The sequence below is a fragment of the Ruegeria sp. BC5 genome (assembly GCF_056539205.1).
On the sequence record NZ_JBQFUN010000001.1, the window covers coordinates 581,166 to 596,706 of the forward strand.

General features: G+C 56.7%; 11 protein-coding genes. 7 read left to right on the forward strand and 4 right to left on the reverse strand.

Annotated features, from left to right (window positions below; genetic code table 11):
• Nucleotides 1-73: 73 nt before the first annotated feature.
• From guaB to ACR0LY_RS02975, 3 genes are all read left to right on the forward strand, one after another.
• On the forward strand, nucleotides 74-1,522 hold the full coding sequence (gene guaB / locus ACR0LY_RS02965) for an IMP dehydrogenase (RefSeq protein ID WP_170348767.1): 1,449 nt from the start codon (nucleotides 74-76) through the stop codon (nucleotides 1,520-1,522).
• A gap of 95 nt (nucleotides 1,523-1,617) precedes the next feature.
• Nucleotides 1,618-2,775: an RsmB/NOP family class I SAM-dependent RNA methyltransferase gene (locus ACR0LY_RS02970; RefSeq protein ID WP_170348766.1), complete on the forward strand. Its 1,158-nt coding sequence runs from the start codon at nucleotides 1,618-1,620 to the stop codon at nucleotides 2,773-2,775.
• A gap of 104 nt (nucleotides 2,776-2,879) precedes the next feature.
• Nucleotides 2,880-5,171 (forward strand): hybrid sensor histidine kinase/response regulator, encoded by a 2,292-nt coding sequence (locus ACR0LY_RS02975; protein ID WP_170348765.1) that lies wholly within the window; start codon nucleotides 2,880-2,882, stop codon nucleotides 5,169-5,171.
• A 5-nt stretch (nucleotides 5,172-5,176) separates the two neighbouring features.
• On the opposite strand, the gene ACR0LY_RS02980 is transcribed toward ACR0LY_RS02975, so the two are convergent.
• Nucleotides 5,177-5,770: a sulfotransferase family 2 domain-containing protein gene (locus ACR0LY_RS02980; RefSeq protein WP_170348764.1), complete on the reverse strand. Its 594-nt coding sequence runs from the start codon at nucleotides 5,768-5,770 to the stop codon at nucleotides 5,177-5,179.
• Nucleotides 5,771-5,962: 192 nt separating this feature from the next.
• Here ACR0LY_RS02980 and recA point away from each other — a divergent pair, with 192 nt between their 5' ends.
• From recA to ACR0LY_RS03000, 4 genes are all read left to right on the forward strand, one after another.
• Nucleotides 5,963-7,030, forward strand: coding sequence for a recombinase RecA (gene recA, locus ACR0LY_RS02985; protein ID WP_170348763.1), 1,068 nt, complete (start codon nucleotides 5,963-5,965; stop codon nucleotides 7,028-7,030).
• A gap of 180 nt (nucleotides 7,031-7,210) precedes the next feature.
• Nucleotides 7,211-9,883 (forward strand): alanine--tRNA ligase, encoded by a 2,673-nt coding sequence (gene alaS, locus ACR0LY_RS02990; protein WP_170348762.1) that lies wholly within the window; start codon nucleotides 7,211-7,213, stop codon nucleotides 9,881-9,883.
• A gap of 1 nt (nucleotide 9,884) precedes the next feature.
• A complete protein-coding gene (locus ACR0LY_RS02995; RefSeq protein ID WP_170348761.1) occupies nucleotides 9,885-10,172 on the forward strand; it encodes a DUF1330 domain-containing protein in 288 nt (95 codons plus the stop codon).
• Nucleotides 10,173-10,529: 357 nt separating this feature from the next.
• On the forward strand, nucleotides 10,530-11,153 hold the full coding sequence (locus ACR0LY_RS03000; RefSeq protein ID WP_170348760.1) for a transglutaminase-like cysteine peptidase: 624 nt from the start codon (nucleotides 10,530-10,532) through the stop codon (nucleotides 11,151-11,153).
• 137 nt (nucleotides 11,154-11,290) lie between these two features.
• Here the strand turns inward: ACR0LY_RS03000 and ACR0LY_RS03005 are convergent, their stop codons facing one another.
• The 3 genes from ACR0LY_RS03005 to ACR0LY_RS03015 all read right to left on the reverse strand — a co-directional run bounded on the left by ACR0LY_RS03005 (nucleotide 11,291) and on the right by ACR0LY_RS03015 (nucleotide 15,179).
• Nucleotides 11,291-12,490, reverse strand: coding sequence for a hypothetical protein (locus tag ACR0LY_RS03005; protein WP_170348759.1), 1,200 nt, complete (start codon nucleotides 12,488-12,490; stop codon nucleotides 11,291-11,293).
• 459 nt (nucleotides 12,491-12,949) lie between these two features.
• Nucleotides 12,950-14,767: a translational GTPase TypA gene (gene typA, locus ACR0LY_RS03010; protein ID WP_170348758.1), complete on the reverse strand. Its 1,818-nt coding sequence runs from the start codon at nucleotides 14,765-14,767 to the stop codon at nucleotides 12,950-12,952.
• A 76-nt stretch (nucleotides 14,768-14,843) separates the two neighbouring features.
• Complete coding sequence (locus ACR0LY_RS03015; protein WP_226688434.1) at nucleotides 14,844-15,179, reverse strand: DMT family transporter; 336 nt, start codon at nucleotides 15,177-15,179, stop codon at nucleotides 14,844-14,846.
• Nucleotides 15,180-15,541: the final 362 nt, after the last annotated feature.

Sequence of the window (15,541 nt, forward strand, 5' to 3'; positions counted from 1 at the left end):
TCAGGGGCTTTTCCTTGGGATGAATCCATGTAATAGGGTCACCGCCAAACGGGCTTTTGCATGAGGTTAGTAGATGCAGATTCGTGAGGCACTTACCTTTGACGACGTACTCTTGGTTCCGGGGGCATCGACGGTGCTGCCTGCGACGGCGGACACGACCACGCGCGTGACCCGTGAGATTACCATGAACATCCCGCTGCTCAGCTCGGCCATGGACACGGTGACCGAGGCGCGCATGGCCATTGCCATGGCGCAGGCCGGTGGCATTGGCGTTATTCATAAGAACCTGACAACCGAAGAACAGGCCCGCGAAGTGCGGCGGGTCAAGCGGTTTGAGTCCGGCATTGTGTATAATCCGGTGACCCTGCGCGCGGATCAGACGCTGGCAGATGCGCAGGCGCTGGTGCAGCGTTACAACTTTACTGGCTTTCCGGTGATTGATGACCAAGGTCGCGTCGTTGGTATCGTGACAAACCGTGACATGCGTTTTGCGACCTCGGATGATACGCCGATCAAGGCGATGATGACCTCGGACAATCTGGCGATGCTGAAAGAGCCCGCCGATCTGGAAGAGGCCAAAAGCCTGATGCGAGCCCGTCGGATCGAAAAGCTGCTGGTGGTCGATGGCGAGGGCAAGCTGACCGGCCTGCTGACGTTGAAGGACACCGAACAAGCGGTGCTGAATCCAACGGCCTGCAAGGACCGCCTGGGCCGTTTGCGTGTGGCTGCGGCGACCTCGGTCGGGGATGCCGGGTTTGAACGGTCTGAGCAACTGGTGGATTCCGGTGTCGACATCATCGTGGTCGATACCGCGCATGGTCATTCCCAAGGCGTTCTGGACGCGGTGAAGCGTGTCAAGACGCTGTCAAATGAGGTTCAGATCATTGCGGGTAACGTGGCAACGGGTGAAGCGACCAAGGCACTTATCGATGCCGGCGCGGATGCGATCAAGGTTGGTATCGGGCCTGGGTCGATCTGCACCACGCGGATGGTTGCGGGGGTCGGGGTGCCTCAGCTGACAGCGATCATGGATTGCGCTTCGGCCGCCGGAGATGTTCCGGTGATTGCGGATGGTGGCATCAAATTCTCGGGCGATTTCGCCAAGGCGATTGCGGCGGGCGCATCCTGTGCGATGGTCGGCTCGATGATCGCGGGCACCGATGAAAGCCCGGGAGAAGTGATCCTGTATCAGGGCCGTTCATTCAAATCCTATCGCGGCATGGGTAGCCTGGGCGCGATGGCGCGCGGCTCGGCAGATCGGTATTTCCAGAAGGATGCGGCCAACGACAAACTGGTGCCCGAAGGGATCGAAGGGCAGGTGCCTTACAAAGGGTCGGCCAGCGCGGTGGTCCACCAATTGGTTGGCGGTTTGCGCGCGGCGATGGGCTATACCGGTTGTGCGACAGTTGAAGAAATGCGCAAGAACTGCAATTTCGTCAAAATCACTGGTGCAGGCCTGAAAGAAAGCCACGTGCATGACGTGCAGATCACCCGTGAAAGCCCGAACTACCGGGTGATGTAATTGTATCCAATGCGTAATGCGGCGTCCGGATCAGGGCGCCGTTTTGCATTTTCAGCGCAACTTTACGCGCCAAGACAACAGCATCGGAAAACACTATGACCCCGGCCGCTCGTATTCAGGCATCGATTGAAATCCTTGACCAGATTCTGTCGGGTATGCCCGTCGAGAAGTCTCTGACCAACTGGGCGCGACGCAGCCGGTTTGCCGGGTCCAAGGATCGTGCTGCGGTTCGTGATCATGTGTTTGATGCGTTGCGGTGTCAGCGGTCCTATGCGGCGCTGGGTGGTGCTGACACTGGCCGAGGTTTGATGATCGGTGCGCTTCGCGCCTCTGGCGAACGGCCGGAGGATTTGTTCACAGGCGCCCGTCACGCGCCCGCGGTTTTATCTGAGTGTGAGGTCAGGCGTGATTTTCATTCGGATGCCGAGTCTTTGGACATTCCCGAATGGCTCTGGCCCAGATTTCAGTCCTCACTGGGAGATCAGGCAGTTGCCGTCGCGCGGGCGCTGCAACACCGCGCGCCGGTGCATCTGCGGGTTAATCTGGTCAAAACGGATGTAGCTTTCGCAAGCAAATCGCTAGCGGCTGAAGACATAACAGCCGCCCCGCATCCAACTTGCGAAACAGCCTTGGAAGTGACCCAAGGCGCGCGCAAGATCGCCCAAAGCCGGACCTATGCAATGGGGTTGGTCGAACTTCAGGATGCCGCCAGTCAGGCCGTTGTGGCCGCTTTGAATCTGCGCCCGGGGATGCGGGTTCTGGACTATTGCGCAGGTGGGGGTGGTAAGTCGTTGGCCCTGGCCGCGCATCAGGGGGTCGAGGTGTTTGCCCATGATGTAAACGCAGGCCGGATGCGCGACCTGCCTGCGCGCGCGGAACGTGCGGGGGTGCGGATTCAGATCGTGTCCACGGATAAACTCGAACAGCAAAAGCCGTTTGATGTCATTCTCGCGGATGCGCCATGTTCGGGCAGCGGGTCGTGGCGACGTGCGCCTGCGGGCAAGTGGGCGCTAACCGAAAGTCGCTTGCAGGAGCTTACCGGAATTCAATCGACCATTCTGGATAAGTTATCGACAATGGTCGCGCCGGGCGGTGTCTTGGCCTATGCGACGTGTTCTATGTTGGAGGATGAAAACGGCGCTGTCGTCGCCTCCTTTCTGCGCGCCAATCCAGAGTGGTCCGAGGCGTTTCGCAAAACGTGGCTTGTTTCGCACGGAGCTGATGGTTTCTTCACTGCACACTTGACGCGATAGTGCGTCAGGTCATAGCAACTTTAGGGAGAGTATCCGGTTTCGCTTAATCGGACATTAACCTTATTTGGGCTGACTACGCCAAAGCCCATCGACTTGAGTTGTTTATGACTGACACTACGGAAGTATTCGCCGATCCGTCTGACCACAAAACCCCATCCGGCCTGCGGCTTGCCTCTTTGGTTGTCATCGGTGCGCTTCTAAGCCTGACGCCGGTTTTAGGGCTGTTGCCCGACGTTTGGCATACAGGCTTCATGGTTGCGGGCGTATCCCTTCTGGCCGCTTCGTTTCTGGTGGTTCTTCGGGGGAAGATCACGGACTATTTGGCGCAGCAGGCGGTGAAAACCATGGCCGTTTTTGCAGAGCAAGATCTGTTTCCCTGCGTGATTGCGAATGCCCAAGGCGAAATTCTGGCCGCCAACCCCGAGGCACGCGCGCAGTTTCAGGCCTTTGCAGGCAGTCGGTTAGAGCAATGCCTGAAATCCCTGTTCGCGAACCCTCCGGCTATTTTGCTTCGACTGCAGTCATCGGCTGAAATTTATGGCAAAGCCCGCGAAGACATTGTGACCGTTGGGTCAACGATCCCGGTTTCAGTGTTCAACGTTGGTCAGGGTCGGTTTTGCTGGCGTTTTCATCTGGATACGCCTGGACAGTGGGACGAGGTCAACATCCCGGTCCTGACCGAGGGGCGCAACGGCACTTTGCTGCGGGTGAATGACGCAGCGGCGCATATGCTGGGGCAGAGGCCGGACGCGCTGAACGAAGTGCTCACGAGCGATTCTCTTACGCAGGGTGAAATTGTACAGGTTCAGACAACAAGGGGTGCGGTTTCAGCCATTGTATGCGAACTCGGCTGGTCCGGCACTGTGCGAAACCTGCTCGTGTTGCCTGTGGCGCAGGACCGGCAAGCCAGCAGTGGTACATCCTTTGCCGATTTGCCAGTGCCGATCATGCGCCTTGCCCCCGATGGTCGTATTCTCGAGGCGAACCGGCTGGCGGTAAAGTTGATCGGCGATATCGAGCCCGACGAAACCAATGTCGATCAGATTATGCAAGGGCTGGGGCATCCAATCTTGGATTGGTTGGGGCGGACCGCCGCACAAGAACCCACGATGCGGTCCGAGTTTCTGCGTCTGACCCGCCAGGACAAAGAGATTTTTGTTCAGGTCACCTTAAACCGTGTGGTGAACAACGGGCAGGTCTGCCTGATTGCGGTGTTGAATGACGCTACTGAACTCAAAACGCTTGAGGCACAGTTCGTGCAGGGTCAGAAAATGCAGGCGGTGGGCCAGTTGGCCGGTGGCGTTGCCCATGATTTCAACAATTTGCTGACAGCCATTTCCGGGCATTGCGACCTGCTGCTTTTGCGGCACGACCAAAATGACCCGAACTACGGCGATCTGGTTCAGATCAACCAGAATGCCAACAGGGCTGCGGCTCTGGTCAGTCAGCTGCTGGCGTTTTCGCGCAAACAAACCTTGCAGCCCGAGGTGCTGGACCTGCGCGATACGATCTCGGATCTGATCCACCTGCTGAACCGGTTGGTGGGCGAAAAAGTGCGTCTGATACTCAGCCATGATCCGGTTCTGAAACCCGTCCGGGCGGACAAAAGACAGCTAGAGCAGGTGCTGATGAACCTAGTTGTGAACGCGCGCGACGCCATGCCGGATGGCGGCGAGATTCGGATTGAGACCGAGGTGGTCGTGCTGAGCCAACCCTTCACACGCGACCGTGCCACGGTTCAGCCGGGGGAATACGTGACCGTCAAGGTAATCGACAGCGGCACTGGTATCCCGGCAGACAAGCTGCAAAAGGTATTTGAGCCGTTCTATACGACCAAGCGCACTGGCGAAGGTACGGGGTTGGGCTTGTCCACGGTCTATGGAATCGTCAAGCAAACGGGCGGGTTCATTTTTGTCGACAGCCTTCCGGGACATGGAACTGAATTCATTGTCTACCTTCCGGTGTCCGCCGCGCCTCAGGAAGTTCAGCAAGAGGTGTTGCCCGCGGTCGAAACGCAAAGCGCTCGGCAGGGTGAGGGTGTTGTGCTGTTGGTTGAAGACGAGGCCCCGGTGCGTGCCTTTGCAACACGCGCATTAAGGTTGAAGGGCTATACCGTTCTTGAGGCCGAGTCGGCAGAAGAGGCACTGCGCTTGCTTGAGGACGGGGCGTTGAATGTCGATGTTTTTGTCACCGATGTGGTCATGCCCGGGATGGATGGGCCAACCTGGGTGCGTCAGGCGATGAAAACGCGTCCGGATGTACGGGTGATCTTCATGTCTGGCTATACCGAAGGGGCCTTTGGTGATTCCGGGCCGGAAATCGCGCATTCGGCCTTCTTGCCGAAACCATTCTCATTGAATGAGCTGACCGAAGCGGTGTTTCAACAGATTAACTGACCAAATCAAAGTGCAGCGTCGTGGCATATGAACTCGGCGTCGTGGCGTTTTCGAAATTTTCGCTCGGTTTCAGGTGACAGGGCAAGCTCACGTCGGGGTGAGACATTTTCCTGCTGCAGGTTAATCTGCATGTTCAGACGATCCTGAAGGAAGTTTAAAATCTTATCCTGATTTTCGTATTTGAAGACATGGCTTGCACCAAAACCGTTGCTTCGGGTGCGGAAAAACTGACTTTGGCTGCCGACATCCGCGAAATCGGGGCGCGGAGATTTCATATAGGCCTGCACAAAATCGTCAAAGGATATGTCACGAGTTGAATGTGGATGCCCGACCCGGCCATCGCGGCTGCGGAAACGGTACCAACTGCCCAGCCAGTCGATCGGTTCGCGTACGACGGCCATGATCTCCATTTCGGTGTCGTACATTTTCCGAAAAATGTTCTGAAAAAAGCGGTCATAGCGCCGTACAGGAGCGTGTTTCAGATCCGGTGGACCGGTTACGACAAAATCGGCGCGCTCGCGCAGGGCTGAGTGATAGGCCGTGCTGCCGGTCTTTGGAACAGCCAGAAACGCAAGGCGTTCCTTATAGAAAACAAGCATTTATTTGCCTTTTGCCGATCTTTGTTACGGGTGCAGATTGGCGTAAACGACTCTTTAACACAATTGCCCAACAGTAAGTATTGTAAGTTTTAGTTGAAATGTTCTCTTTTTGGTCCCATAAGGAACAAGAGGCGAACAAAGCAGCGATTGCCGCCCGTTCAAGGGTGTGACAAAAGGGAAGGCGACAGGACAATGGCGGATCTTCTGACGATGAGCGACAAGAAAAACGCAGACAAGCAAAAGGCGCTCGACAGCGCGCTGGCCCAGATCGAACGCCAGTTCGGCAAGGGCTCGATCATGAAGCTGGGCGAGGATTCCAAGCAGGACATCGAGGCCAGCTCGACCGGCTCTCTGGGTCTGGATATTGCTCTGGGGATTGGCGGCCTACCGATGGGTCGGATCGTTGAAATTTACGGGCCAGAAAGCTCTGGTAAGACGACGCTGACGTTGCACTGCATTGCCGAACAGCAAAAGCGTGGTGGTGTTTGCGCCTTTGTTGACGCGGAACATGCGCTGGACCCACAATATGCGCGAAAGCTGGGCGTCGACCTGGATGAGTTGCTGATCTCACAGCCCGACACCGGCGAACAGGCGCTAGAGATTACCGATACGTTGGTGCGCTCGGGTGCGGTGAACATGGTTGTCGTCGACTCTGTTGCGGCTTTGACGCCGAAATCCGAGTTGGAAGGCGACATGGGCGACAGCAATGTCGGCGTTCAGGCCCGTTTGATGAGCCAGGCGATGCGCAAACTGACCGGTTCGATCAGCCGCTCGAACTGCATGGTAATCTTCATCAACCAGATTCGGATGAAAATCGGCGTGATGTTCGGCAGCCCGGAAACCACGACCGGTGGTAACGCGCTAAAATTCTACAGCTCGGTCCGCCTGGACATCCGCCGCATCGGTGCAATCAAGGATCGCGATGAGGTTGTGGGCAACCAGACCCGCGTCAAAGTGGTCAAGAACAAGGTGGCGCCGCCATTCAAGCAGGTGGAATTCGACATCATGTATGGCGAAGGCATCAGCAAGATGGGCGAACTGCTGGATCTGGGCGTCAAGGCCGGCGTGGTCGAAAAATCGGGCTCGTGGTTCAGCTATGGCGACGAACGGATCGGGCAGGGGCGAGAGAATGCCAAGCAATACCTGCGCGATAACAGCCGCGCCGCGCTTGAGATTGAAGACAAGATTCGCGCAGCACACGGTCTGGATTTCGAAATGCCGCCCGGCGCGACTGAGGATGATGATATCCTCGAGGCATAAACGCTCGCTGACGGGAACGGAAAAAATTCCGCGTCACACAGCCAGTGCTTAGAAAATCCGAAACAAGGCGGTCCATCGGGGTCGCCTTGTTTCGTTCTGCGAGTCCAACGCTGTGGACTATCCGCAGGGACAGGGATAAACCCGTTTTGACACAATATGATTGCGCGCCGAGAGAGCCTTATGCCCACGCTGAATGATATCCGATCAACCTTTCTGAACTACTTTGACAAACAGGGGCACGAAGTGGTGCCGTCCAGCCCTCTGGTCCCGCGCAACGACCCAACCTTGATGTTCGTGAACTCGGGGATGGTGCAGTTCAAAAACCTGTTTACCGGTGTGGAAACCCGCGACTACCAGCGTGCGACCACCGCTCAGAAATGTGTGCGCGCGGGCGGCAAGCACAACGATCTGGACAATGTGGGCTATACCGCACGGCACCACACGTTCTTTGAAATGCTGGGGAATTTCTCGTTCGGTGATTATTTCAAACCCGAGGCAATCCCGTTTGCCTGGGAGTTGATCACTAAGGAATTCGGTGTCGACAAGAACCGCCTGCTGACCACTGTCTATCACACCGATGATGAGGCGTTTGAAATCTGGAAGAAGGTTGGTGTGCCAGAAGACCGGATCATCCGTATCGCCACCAATGACAACTTCTGGCAGATGGGCCCCACCGGTCCGTGCGGTCCGTGTACCGAGATTTTCTATGATCATGGCGATCACATCTGGGGTGGCCCTCCCGGATCGGCCGAGGAAGACGGCGACCGGTTCATTGAAATCTGGAACATCGTTTTCATGCAGAACGAGCAGTTCGAAGACGGCTCGATGGTCGAACTCGACATGCAGTCGATCGACACCGGCATGGGGCTGGAGCGAATTGGGGCGCTGCTGCAAGGAAGCCATGACAACTATGACACGGACCTGTTCAAAACCCTGATCGAGGCGTCGGCGGACGCCACGGGTGTTGATCCTTATGGTGATCAGAACGTGCATCACCGGGTGATTGCAGATCACCTGCGTTCGACGTCGTTCCTGATCGCAGATGGTGTGATGCCGTCGAATGACGGACGAGGCTACGTTCTGCGGCGGATCATGCGCCGCGCCATGCGTCACGCGCATTTGCTGGGCGCGAAAGACCCGGTCATGCACCGGTTGGTGCCCGCGCTGGTGCAACTGATGGGCGCGCAATATACCGAGCTTGGTCAGGCGCAAGCTCTGATCGAAGAGACGCTGCTGCTGGAAGAAACCCGCTTTAAACAGACGCTGGATCGCGGTCTTAAGCTGTTGGATGATGAGGTCTCTGGCCTGCCTGAAGGCAGTGCATTGTCTGGTGAAGCGGCGTTCAAGCTGTATGACACTTACGGTTTCCCACTGGATTTAACGCAAGATGCATTGCGTGAAAAAGGCCGGACTGTGGATACGGACGGGTTCGATGCGGCCATGGCCGAGCAAAAAGCCAAGGCCCGCGCCGCTTGGGCCGGGTCCGGTGAGTCAGCGGATCAGGCCGTTTGGTTTGACGTTCTGGATGCAGCGGGCGCCACCGATTTTCTGGGTTACGACACCGAAAAAGCCGAAGGGCAGGTGGCAGCTCTGGTGGTTGATGGCGCTTTGGTCGACAAGATTGAAAAGGGCGGCTCGGGATGGGTTGTCGTGAACCAGACGCCTTTCTATGGCGAAGCTGGTGGTCAGGTTGGGGACACCGGGGAAATTCGGCGTCTTGAGAACCTGCAAGACGTGGCGCAGGTCGAAGACACGCGCAAGTTTGCAGAAGGTAAGGTTTATGCGCATCGGGTCACGGTAAGTCAGGGTACTTTGTCTAAGGGCGATGCTGTTGAGCTTGAGGTTGATCATGCCCGTCGAACAGCGATCCGGGCCAACCATTCGGCCACGCACTTGCTGCACGAGGCGCTCCGCGAAACGCTGGGTGATCACGTGGCACAACGCGGATCGCTGAATGCATCAGATCGGCTGCGTTTCGATTTCAGCCATTCCAAGGCGCTTAGCCCTGATGAGATTCAAAAGATTGAACGTGAGGTGAATGAATTCATTCGCCAGAACTCGGCCGTTGAAACCCGAATCATGACGCCCGACGATGCGCGCGAACTGGGTGCGCAGGCGCTGTTTGGTGAGAAGTACGGTGACGAAGTCCGGGTTGTGTCGATGGGCAAAGCTCAGACAGGCAAGGGTCATGACGGTGATACATGGTCTATCGAACTGTGTGGCGGCACGCATGTGCGTCAGACCGGTGATATCGGCACGTTTGTTGTACTGGGTGACAGTGCCAGCAGTGCCGGTGTGCGCCGGATCGAGGCGCTGACTGGGGATGAGGCATTCCGGCATCTGTCCGCGCAAGATCAGCGGCTGGGTCAGATCGCTTCGGAATTGAAAGCGCAGCCAGATGATGTGGTCACCCGTGTCAAGTCTCTGCTGGATGAGCGCAAAGCCTTGCAAAACGAGGTTGCTCAGTTGCGCCGTGATCTGGCGATGGCCGGTGGTGCAGGGCAGGGCGGCGGAGCCGAGACGCGCGAAGTGAACGGTGTGCCTTTCCTGGCGCAGGCGCTGAGCGGAGTTTCCGGCAAGGATCTACCTGCATTGATTGACGAACTCAAAAACCGTCTGGGCTCGGGCGCGGTGCTGTTGATTGCGGATGCCGGTGGCAAGGCTGCCGTGGCTGCCGGTGTAACATCGGACCTGACCGACAAGGTTTCAGCTGTTGATTTGGTCCGGGCCGCAGTGGTTGAATTGGGCGGCAAGGGTGGCGGTGGACGTCCGGACATGGCGCAGGGCGGTGGCCGGGATGCGTCAAATTCAGAAGCGGCAATCAAAGCCGCAGAACAAGTTTTGGGAGGATAGGATGCCGGCACTTTGGATTGCCCACGTGACCGTGACAGACAACGAGGCCTATGGCAAATATGCTGAACTGGCAGGACCGGCGCTTGCCAAGCACGGGGGCTCGTTCATCGCACGTGCTGGACGGTATGTGCAGCTTGAAGGGAAAGAGCGCCCACGCAATGTTGTTGCCCGTTTCCCCTCGGTCGAGGCCGCAGTGGAATGCTACAATTCACCCGAATATCAACAGGCGCTGGACCATGCACGCGGGGCTAGTGAACGTGAATTGTTGATTGTCGAGACCACTGAATAAAGCTCGACCGCCAAAGATTGGCCAACTTCTGGTTGTGTAAGCGGAATTTAGCCAATGGATAAGCCAGGCAACTTGATGAGTCGTCTGGCTTTTTTGACATCGCAATATTTCTATATATTACAGTTATTTGTCTTCAATAACTTGCGCTAAGTTAACCTTGCGTAACTTTTGGATTGTGGCCGAGCCCTCACAATTCTTGCCTGAAATGGTCAAAATGCGGAACGAATTTCCGCCTCTTTTTCCTTGCAACTTCACCTCAGATTGCGCAAACGGCCCCGTCTACTGATAGTTAAGCTAAACGATCTACGGTCCTGTTTGTCCGCAATTGCGAGGATGAATAATGGTCGAGGAACAGGCATGAAGCTGTTGAGCAATGAACTCAGAGATGTATCTGCACGGTTGATCTCATCAATTGGTCGACTGGTTGCTGTATCCGCATTGGCGTTAGGAACTTTAGGTGTTGGCACCGATGCACAAGCAACCGAGGGACGCTTTATCCAGATTGCAGCCGTGTCGCCGCCGCCGTCAGGCGCTCGGCAATTGTGCCGTCAATACAGATGGGCGTGTTCGACCAAAGCAACTGTATCCATGTCCAGCCAGAAAGAGATGCAGATTATTCAGCACGTAAATCGTCAAGTGAATGCTACGACACGCGCGGTGACAGATCGGTCGCAATATCGGACCGCGGAAAGATGGGCCTTGCCGACCTCTCGTGGTGGAGATTGCGAAGATTTTGCACTGCTTAAGAAACGCGATTTAATTCGAGCCGGGGTTGATCCCAGTAAATTGCTGATCGCGACTGTGTTAGATGCAAAGCGCAATTCACATGCCGTGCTTGTCTATCGCTCGGCAGCCGGGGATTTGGTTTTGGATAACCTAACCAATCAGATCAAACCGTGGGCCGCCACGCAATATCTGTTCCTTCGCATGCAAAACCCCAGGAAACCCAGCGGTTGGGTCGGCGTTTACGGTCGTAGCTGAGACTTTTTCCATTTCCCCTCAGGCTGGAGGGAAAAAAGGGCGGCCCTGAGGTCGCCCTTTGTGCATTCCATAGGTTTTAGCTTGGTCTGACCATTCAAATCCGAATCTAAGGACGCAAGTCAGATGCAGCTGTTCGGTTAAAACGTTCCACCACTGCCGGGGCCGCCAGCGTTTCCACCAGAAGCGCCGCCTGTGCTGCCGCCATTACCGTTGCCGCCGCCGCCGCCACCTTGTCCGTTGTTGCTGCCGCCATTGCCGGTGCCCGGTCCTGAACCACCGTTGTTGCCGCCGCCATTACCGCTGTTTCCGGCGTTCCCGTTCCCATTGCCCGGGCCACCGTTATTGCCGCCGTTGCCACTGCCGCCATCGGTGCCGCCGCCATTGCTGCCGCCGTTCCCGGAACCGCCACCGCCATTGCCACTACCGCCGCCTTGGCCATTATTGCTGCCGCCATTACCGGTGCCCGGTCCTGAACCACCGTTGTTGCCGCCGCCATTACCGCTGTTTCCGGCGTTCCCGTTCCCATTGCCCGGGCCACCATTATTGCCGCCGTTGCCATTGCCGGAGTTGCCACCGTCGCCGTTATTGCCGCCGTTGCCGTTACCGGAATTGCCACCGTCGCCATTGTTGCCGCCGTTGCCGTTACCTGAATTACCACCGCCGCCATTGTTGCCGCCGTTGCCGTTACCGGAGTTACCACCACCGTCGTTATTGCCGCCGTTGCCGTTACCGGAATTGCCACCGCCGCCATTATTGCCGCCGTTGCCGTTACCGGAATTACCACCGCCGCCGTTATTGCCGCCGTTGCCGTTACCGGAATTACCACCGCCGCCGTTATTGCCGCCGTTGCCGTTACCGGAATTGCCACCGCCGCCATTATTGCCGCCGTTGCCGTTACCGGAATTGCCACCGCCGCCATTGTTGCCGCCGTTGCCGTTGCCGGAATTGCCACCGCCGCCATTATTGCCGCCGTTGCCGTTGCCGGAATTGCCACCGCCGCCGCCGCCGTTATTGCCGCCGCCGCCGCCGCCACCGTTATTGCCGCCGCCGCCGCCGCCGCCACCGTTATTGCCGCCGCCGCCGCCGCCGCCACCGTTATTGCCGCCGCCGCCGCCGCCACCGCCGCCGCCGTTGTTGCCGCCACCGTCGTCACTGCTGCCGCCACCGTTATCACCGTTGCCTGAATCGCCAAAGGTGTCGCTATCACTATCGCGATCAGATGCAGCCGTGGACGCCGTTGGCAAATCAGTCAGGACAGCCGCAAAAGCCGGACAACTATCAAGTGTACGGGCCAGAATGTCCTCGAAATCAGCTCGGCGTTGGATATAGCGCAACATGCGCGTATCGACGACTGAGCAGCCGCACAACGTTTCTGTCGATACCGATTGTCGGGCTGTTTTGATGTTGCATCTTTCCGCCTGCGCCGCGCTGGCGGTGATGAACGGTAATGTTGCTGAGACAAATACAAAAGATAATAAATGGGATTTCACGCGCATGGCGCCGCTCCTTCAGAACTCGTTACTAACACTATTGCACTACAGTTTGTGCTTTACGTTTTGGTACATCAATTGTGCCATACTTCAACCATAATTACACCCATTTTGGGTCACATTTACAAGGGGTGTTTAATTTGAATTAATTTTAGGAACAAATTTTACGCGAAAAAAATACACTTAAAACAAAGAGAAAGCCCGCCAAAACGGCGGGCTTTTCGTATATTTGCGCAGTTCATGCGCGCACAAATTTGTCAGATGTGTGGCATTGTTGCAATTGCGGCAACTATACTTAAGGGAGACTCAGGCGGACTTCGCCATACGCTTGCGTTCATGCGGGTCCAGAAAGCGTTTGCGTAGACGAACAGCGTTTGGGGTGACCTCAACCAATTCATCATCGTCGATATAAGCAATCGCCTCTTCCAGCGAGAACTGAACGTGGGGCGTAAGCCGTACGGCATCGTCAGATCCGCTTGCGCGGACGTTGGTCAGCTTTTTACCCTTGAGAGGGTTCACTTCCAGATCATTGTCGCGCGAATGCTCACCGATAACCATGCCCTGATAAACGTCAGTTTGTGGGGCAACGAACATGCGGCCACGCTCTTCCAAGTTCCACAGGGCATAAGCCACGGCCTGACCCTTCTCCATCGAGATCAGAACGCCTGCGCGACGGCCCGGGATCGGGCCCTTGTGCGCGGCCCAGCCGTGGAAAACGCGGTTCAGAACGCCGGTGCCACGTGTGTCTGTCAGGAACTCGCCATGATACCCGATTAACCCGCGTGAAGGGACGTGTGCGATGATCCGGGTTTTGCCTGCACCGGCGGGGCGCATTTCGGCCAATTCACCTTTGCGTGCACCGGTGATCTTTTCGATCACCGAGCCCGAAAACTCGTCATCGACGTCGATAGTGACTTCTTCGATAGGTTCCAGACGCTGGCCTTCTTCCTCACGGAACAGAACCTGCGGGCGCGAAATGCTGAGTTCGAACCCTTCGCGGCGCATATTCTCGATCAGAACGCCCATTTGCAATTCGCCACGACCCGCGACCTCAAACGCCTCGCCGCCGGGGGTATCGGTGATGCGGATGGCGACGTTGGATTCGGCCTCTTTCATCAGTCGGTCACGAATGACGCGGGATTGGACCTTTTTGCCGTCACGACCTGCCAGAGGGGAATCGTTGATGCCAAAGGTCACAGTGATGGTCGGTGGATCGATGGGCTGGGCGGGCAGGGCTTCTTCGACCTGCGGGGATACCAACGAATCCGCAACGGTGGCTTTGCTCATCCCTGCGATGGTAACGATGTCCCCAGCTTCGGCCACGTCGATGGGTTGTTGCGCGAGGCCACGAAACGCCAGGATTTTCGACGCGCGGAAGTTCTCGATCAAGGTGCCATCGCGGGACAGTGCCTTGAGGCTGTCGCCCGCCTTCAGCGTACCGCTTTCAACACGACCGGTCAGGATGCGGCCAATGAACGGATCGCTGCCCAGCGTGGTCGCCAGCATGCGGAACGGTTCGTCCTTGCGTTCGGCCTGTTGCGGGGCAGGGACGTGATCAACGATCAGGTCGAACAACGCGGTCAGGTCCTTGCGCGGTCCGTCCAGTTCCATATCTGCCCAGCCCGAACGGCCCGATGCGTACATTGCCGGGAAGTCCAGTTGGTCATCATCAGCGCCAAGGTTGGCGAACAGGTCGAAACATTCGTCCAGCGCGCGGTCGGGTTCGGCGTCAGGCTTGTCGACCTTGTTCAAAACGACGATCGGCCGCAGTCCCAGCGCCAGCGCCTTGGAGGTCACAAACTTGGTCTGTGGCATCGGGCCTTCAGCGGCATCGACTAGCAGTACCACGCCGTCGACCATGCTGAGAATCCGCTCAACCTCGCCACCAAAATCGGCGTGGCCGGGGGTGTCGACGATGTTGATGCGCGTGCCCTTCCACTCGACCGAGGTGGCTTTGGCCAGGATGGTGATGCCACGCTCGCGTTCAAGATCGTTGCTGTCCATGGCGCGTTCGGCCACAGCTTGGTTTTCCCGGAACGCGCCGGATTGTTTGAGCAGCTCATCCACCAGGGTCGTCTTGCCGTGGTCCACGTGAGCGATGATTGCGATATTGCGCAGGTCCATGAGAGGTCAGCCTTTGAACGGGAAGTTGCCGCGCGCATAGCGTGGTTTGACCAAATAGACCAGCCCTAACCGGCGATCAGTGGCCGGCCGTCTTGGAAAACAGGTGAATGATCAGGATTCCGGCCAAAATCATTATCAATCCAATGACGGCGGGCCAGTCCAGCCTTTGCCCGAAAACAATGAAGCCAATGATCGCGATCAGAAAGATGCCAAGCCCGGACCAGATCGCATAAACAATTCCGACTGGCATGTATCTTAGCGTCAGGCCCAGCAGGTAAAAAGCAATGCCATAGCTGACAACCACCAGAACGGAGGGCCAGAAACGACTGAACTGTTGGCTGGCTTGCAGGGACGTTGTGCCGATGGTCTCTGCGATGACCGCCAGCAACAAGATCAGATAGGCTTTGGGCACGGTAGGTATCTCGACAAATGTTTTGCGAGGTTGAGCATGAAAACGGCAAAGCGAGCAAGCAAAATTTCGGAATCTCGGCATGCGCAATGACGCTAAGGCAAAAACATTAGCCATTTGGGAAGTATGGATAACCTGACTATTTTTTGACCCTAGGTTATGTTAAAAACGCGTTGTTTTTTAATGATTTTTGTTTTCCAGGTTACATCGCATGACTAAATTTGCAGGAATAATAGTTTTTGTTTCGGCTTTGATCGTGGCGCTTGGGTGGCTTGCTGGCGGGGGGTCCGTCGACAAAAACGCGGCCAAGTTTGTTGAACGGTTAGATAGTTTTCAGGTTTGAGCGCCTGCCGAAACAAGGGAAA

Bases quoted from the DNA above. Each gene is read 5' to 3' on its own strand.
- guaB (WP_170348767.1), top strand. From the start codon at position 74: ATGCAGATTCGTGAGGCACTTACCTTTGACGACGTACTCTTGGTTCCG.
- typA (WP_170348758.1), bottom strand. From the start codon at position 14,767: ATGGACCTGCGCAATATCGCAATCATCGCTCACGTGGACCACGGCAAG.
- recA (WP_170348763.1), top strand. From the start codon at position 5,963: ATGGCGGATCTTCTGACGATGAGCGACAAGAAAAACGCAGACAAGCAA.
- ACR0LY_RS03005 (WP_170348759.1), bottom strand. From the start codon at position 12,490: ATGTTGCGCTATATCCAACGCCGAGCTGATTTCGAGGACATTCTGGCC.
- ACR0LY_RS03000 (WP_170348760.1), top strand. From the start codon at position 10,530: ATGAAGCTGTTGAGCAATGAACTCAGAGATGTATCTGCACGGTTGATC.
- ACR0LY_RS02980 (WP_170348764.1), bottom strand. From the start codon at position 5,770: ATGCTTGTTTTCTATAAGGAACGCCTTGCGTTTCTGGCTGTTCCAAAG.
- ACR0LY_RS02970 (WP_170348766.1), top strand. From the start codon at position 1,618: ATGACCCCGGCCGCTCGTATTCAGGCATCGATTGAAATCCTTGACCAG.
- ACR0LY_RS02995 (WP_170348761.1), top strand. From the start codon at position 9,885: ATGCCGGCACTTTGGATTGCCCACGTGACCGTGACAGACAACGAGGCC.
- ACR0LY_RS02975 (WP_170348765.1), top strand. From the start codon at position 2,880: ATGACTGACACTACGGAAGTATTCGCCGATCCGTCTGACCACAAAACC.
- alaS (WP_170348762.1), top strand. From the start codon at position 7,211: ATGCCCACGCTGAATGATATCCGATCAACCTTTCTGAACTACTTTGAC.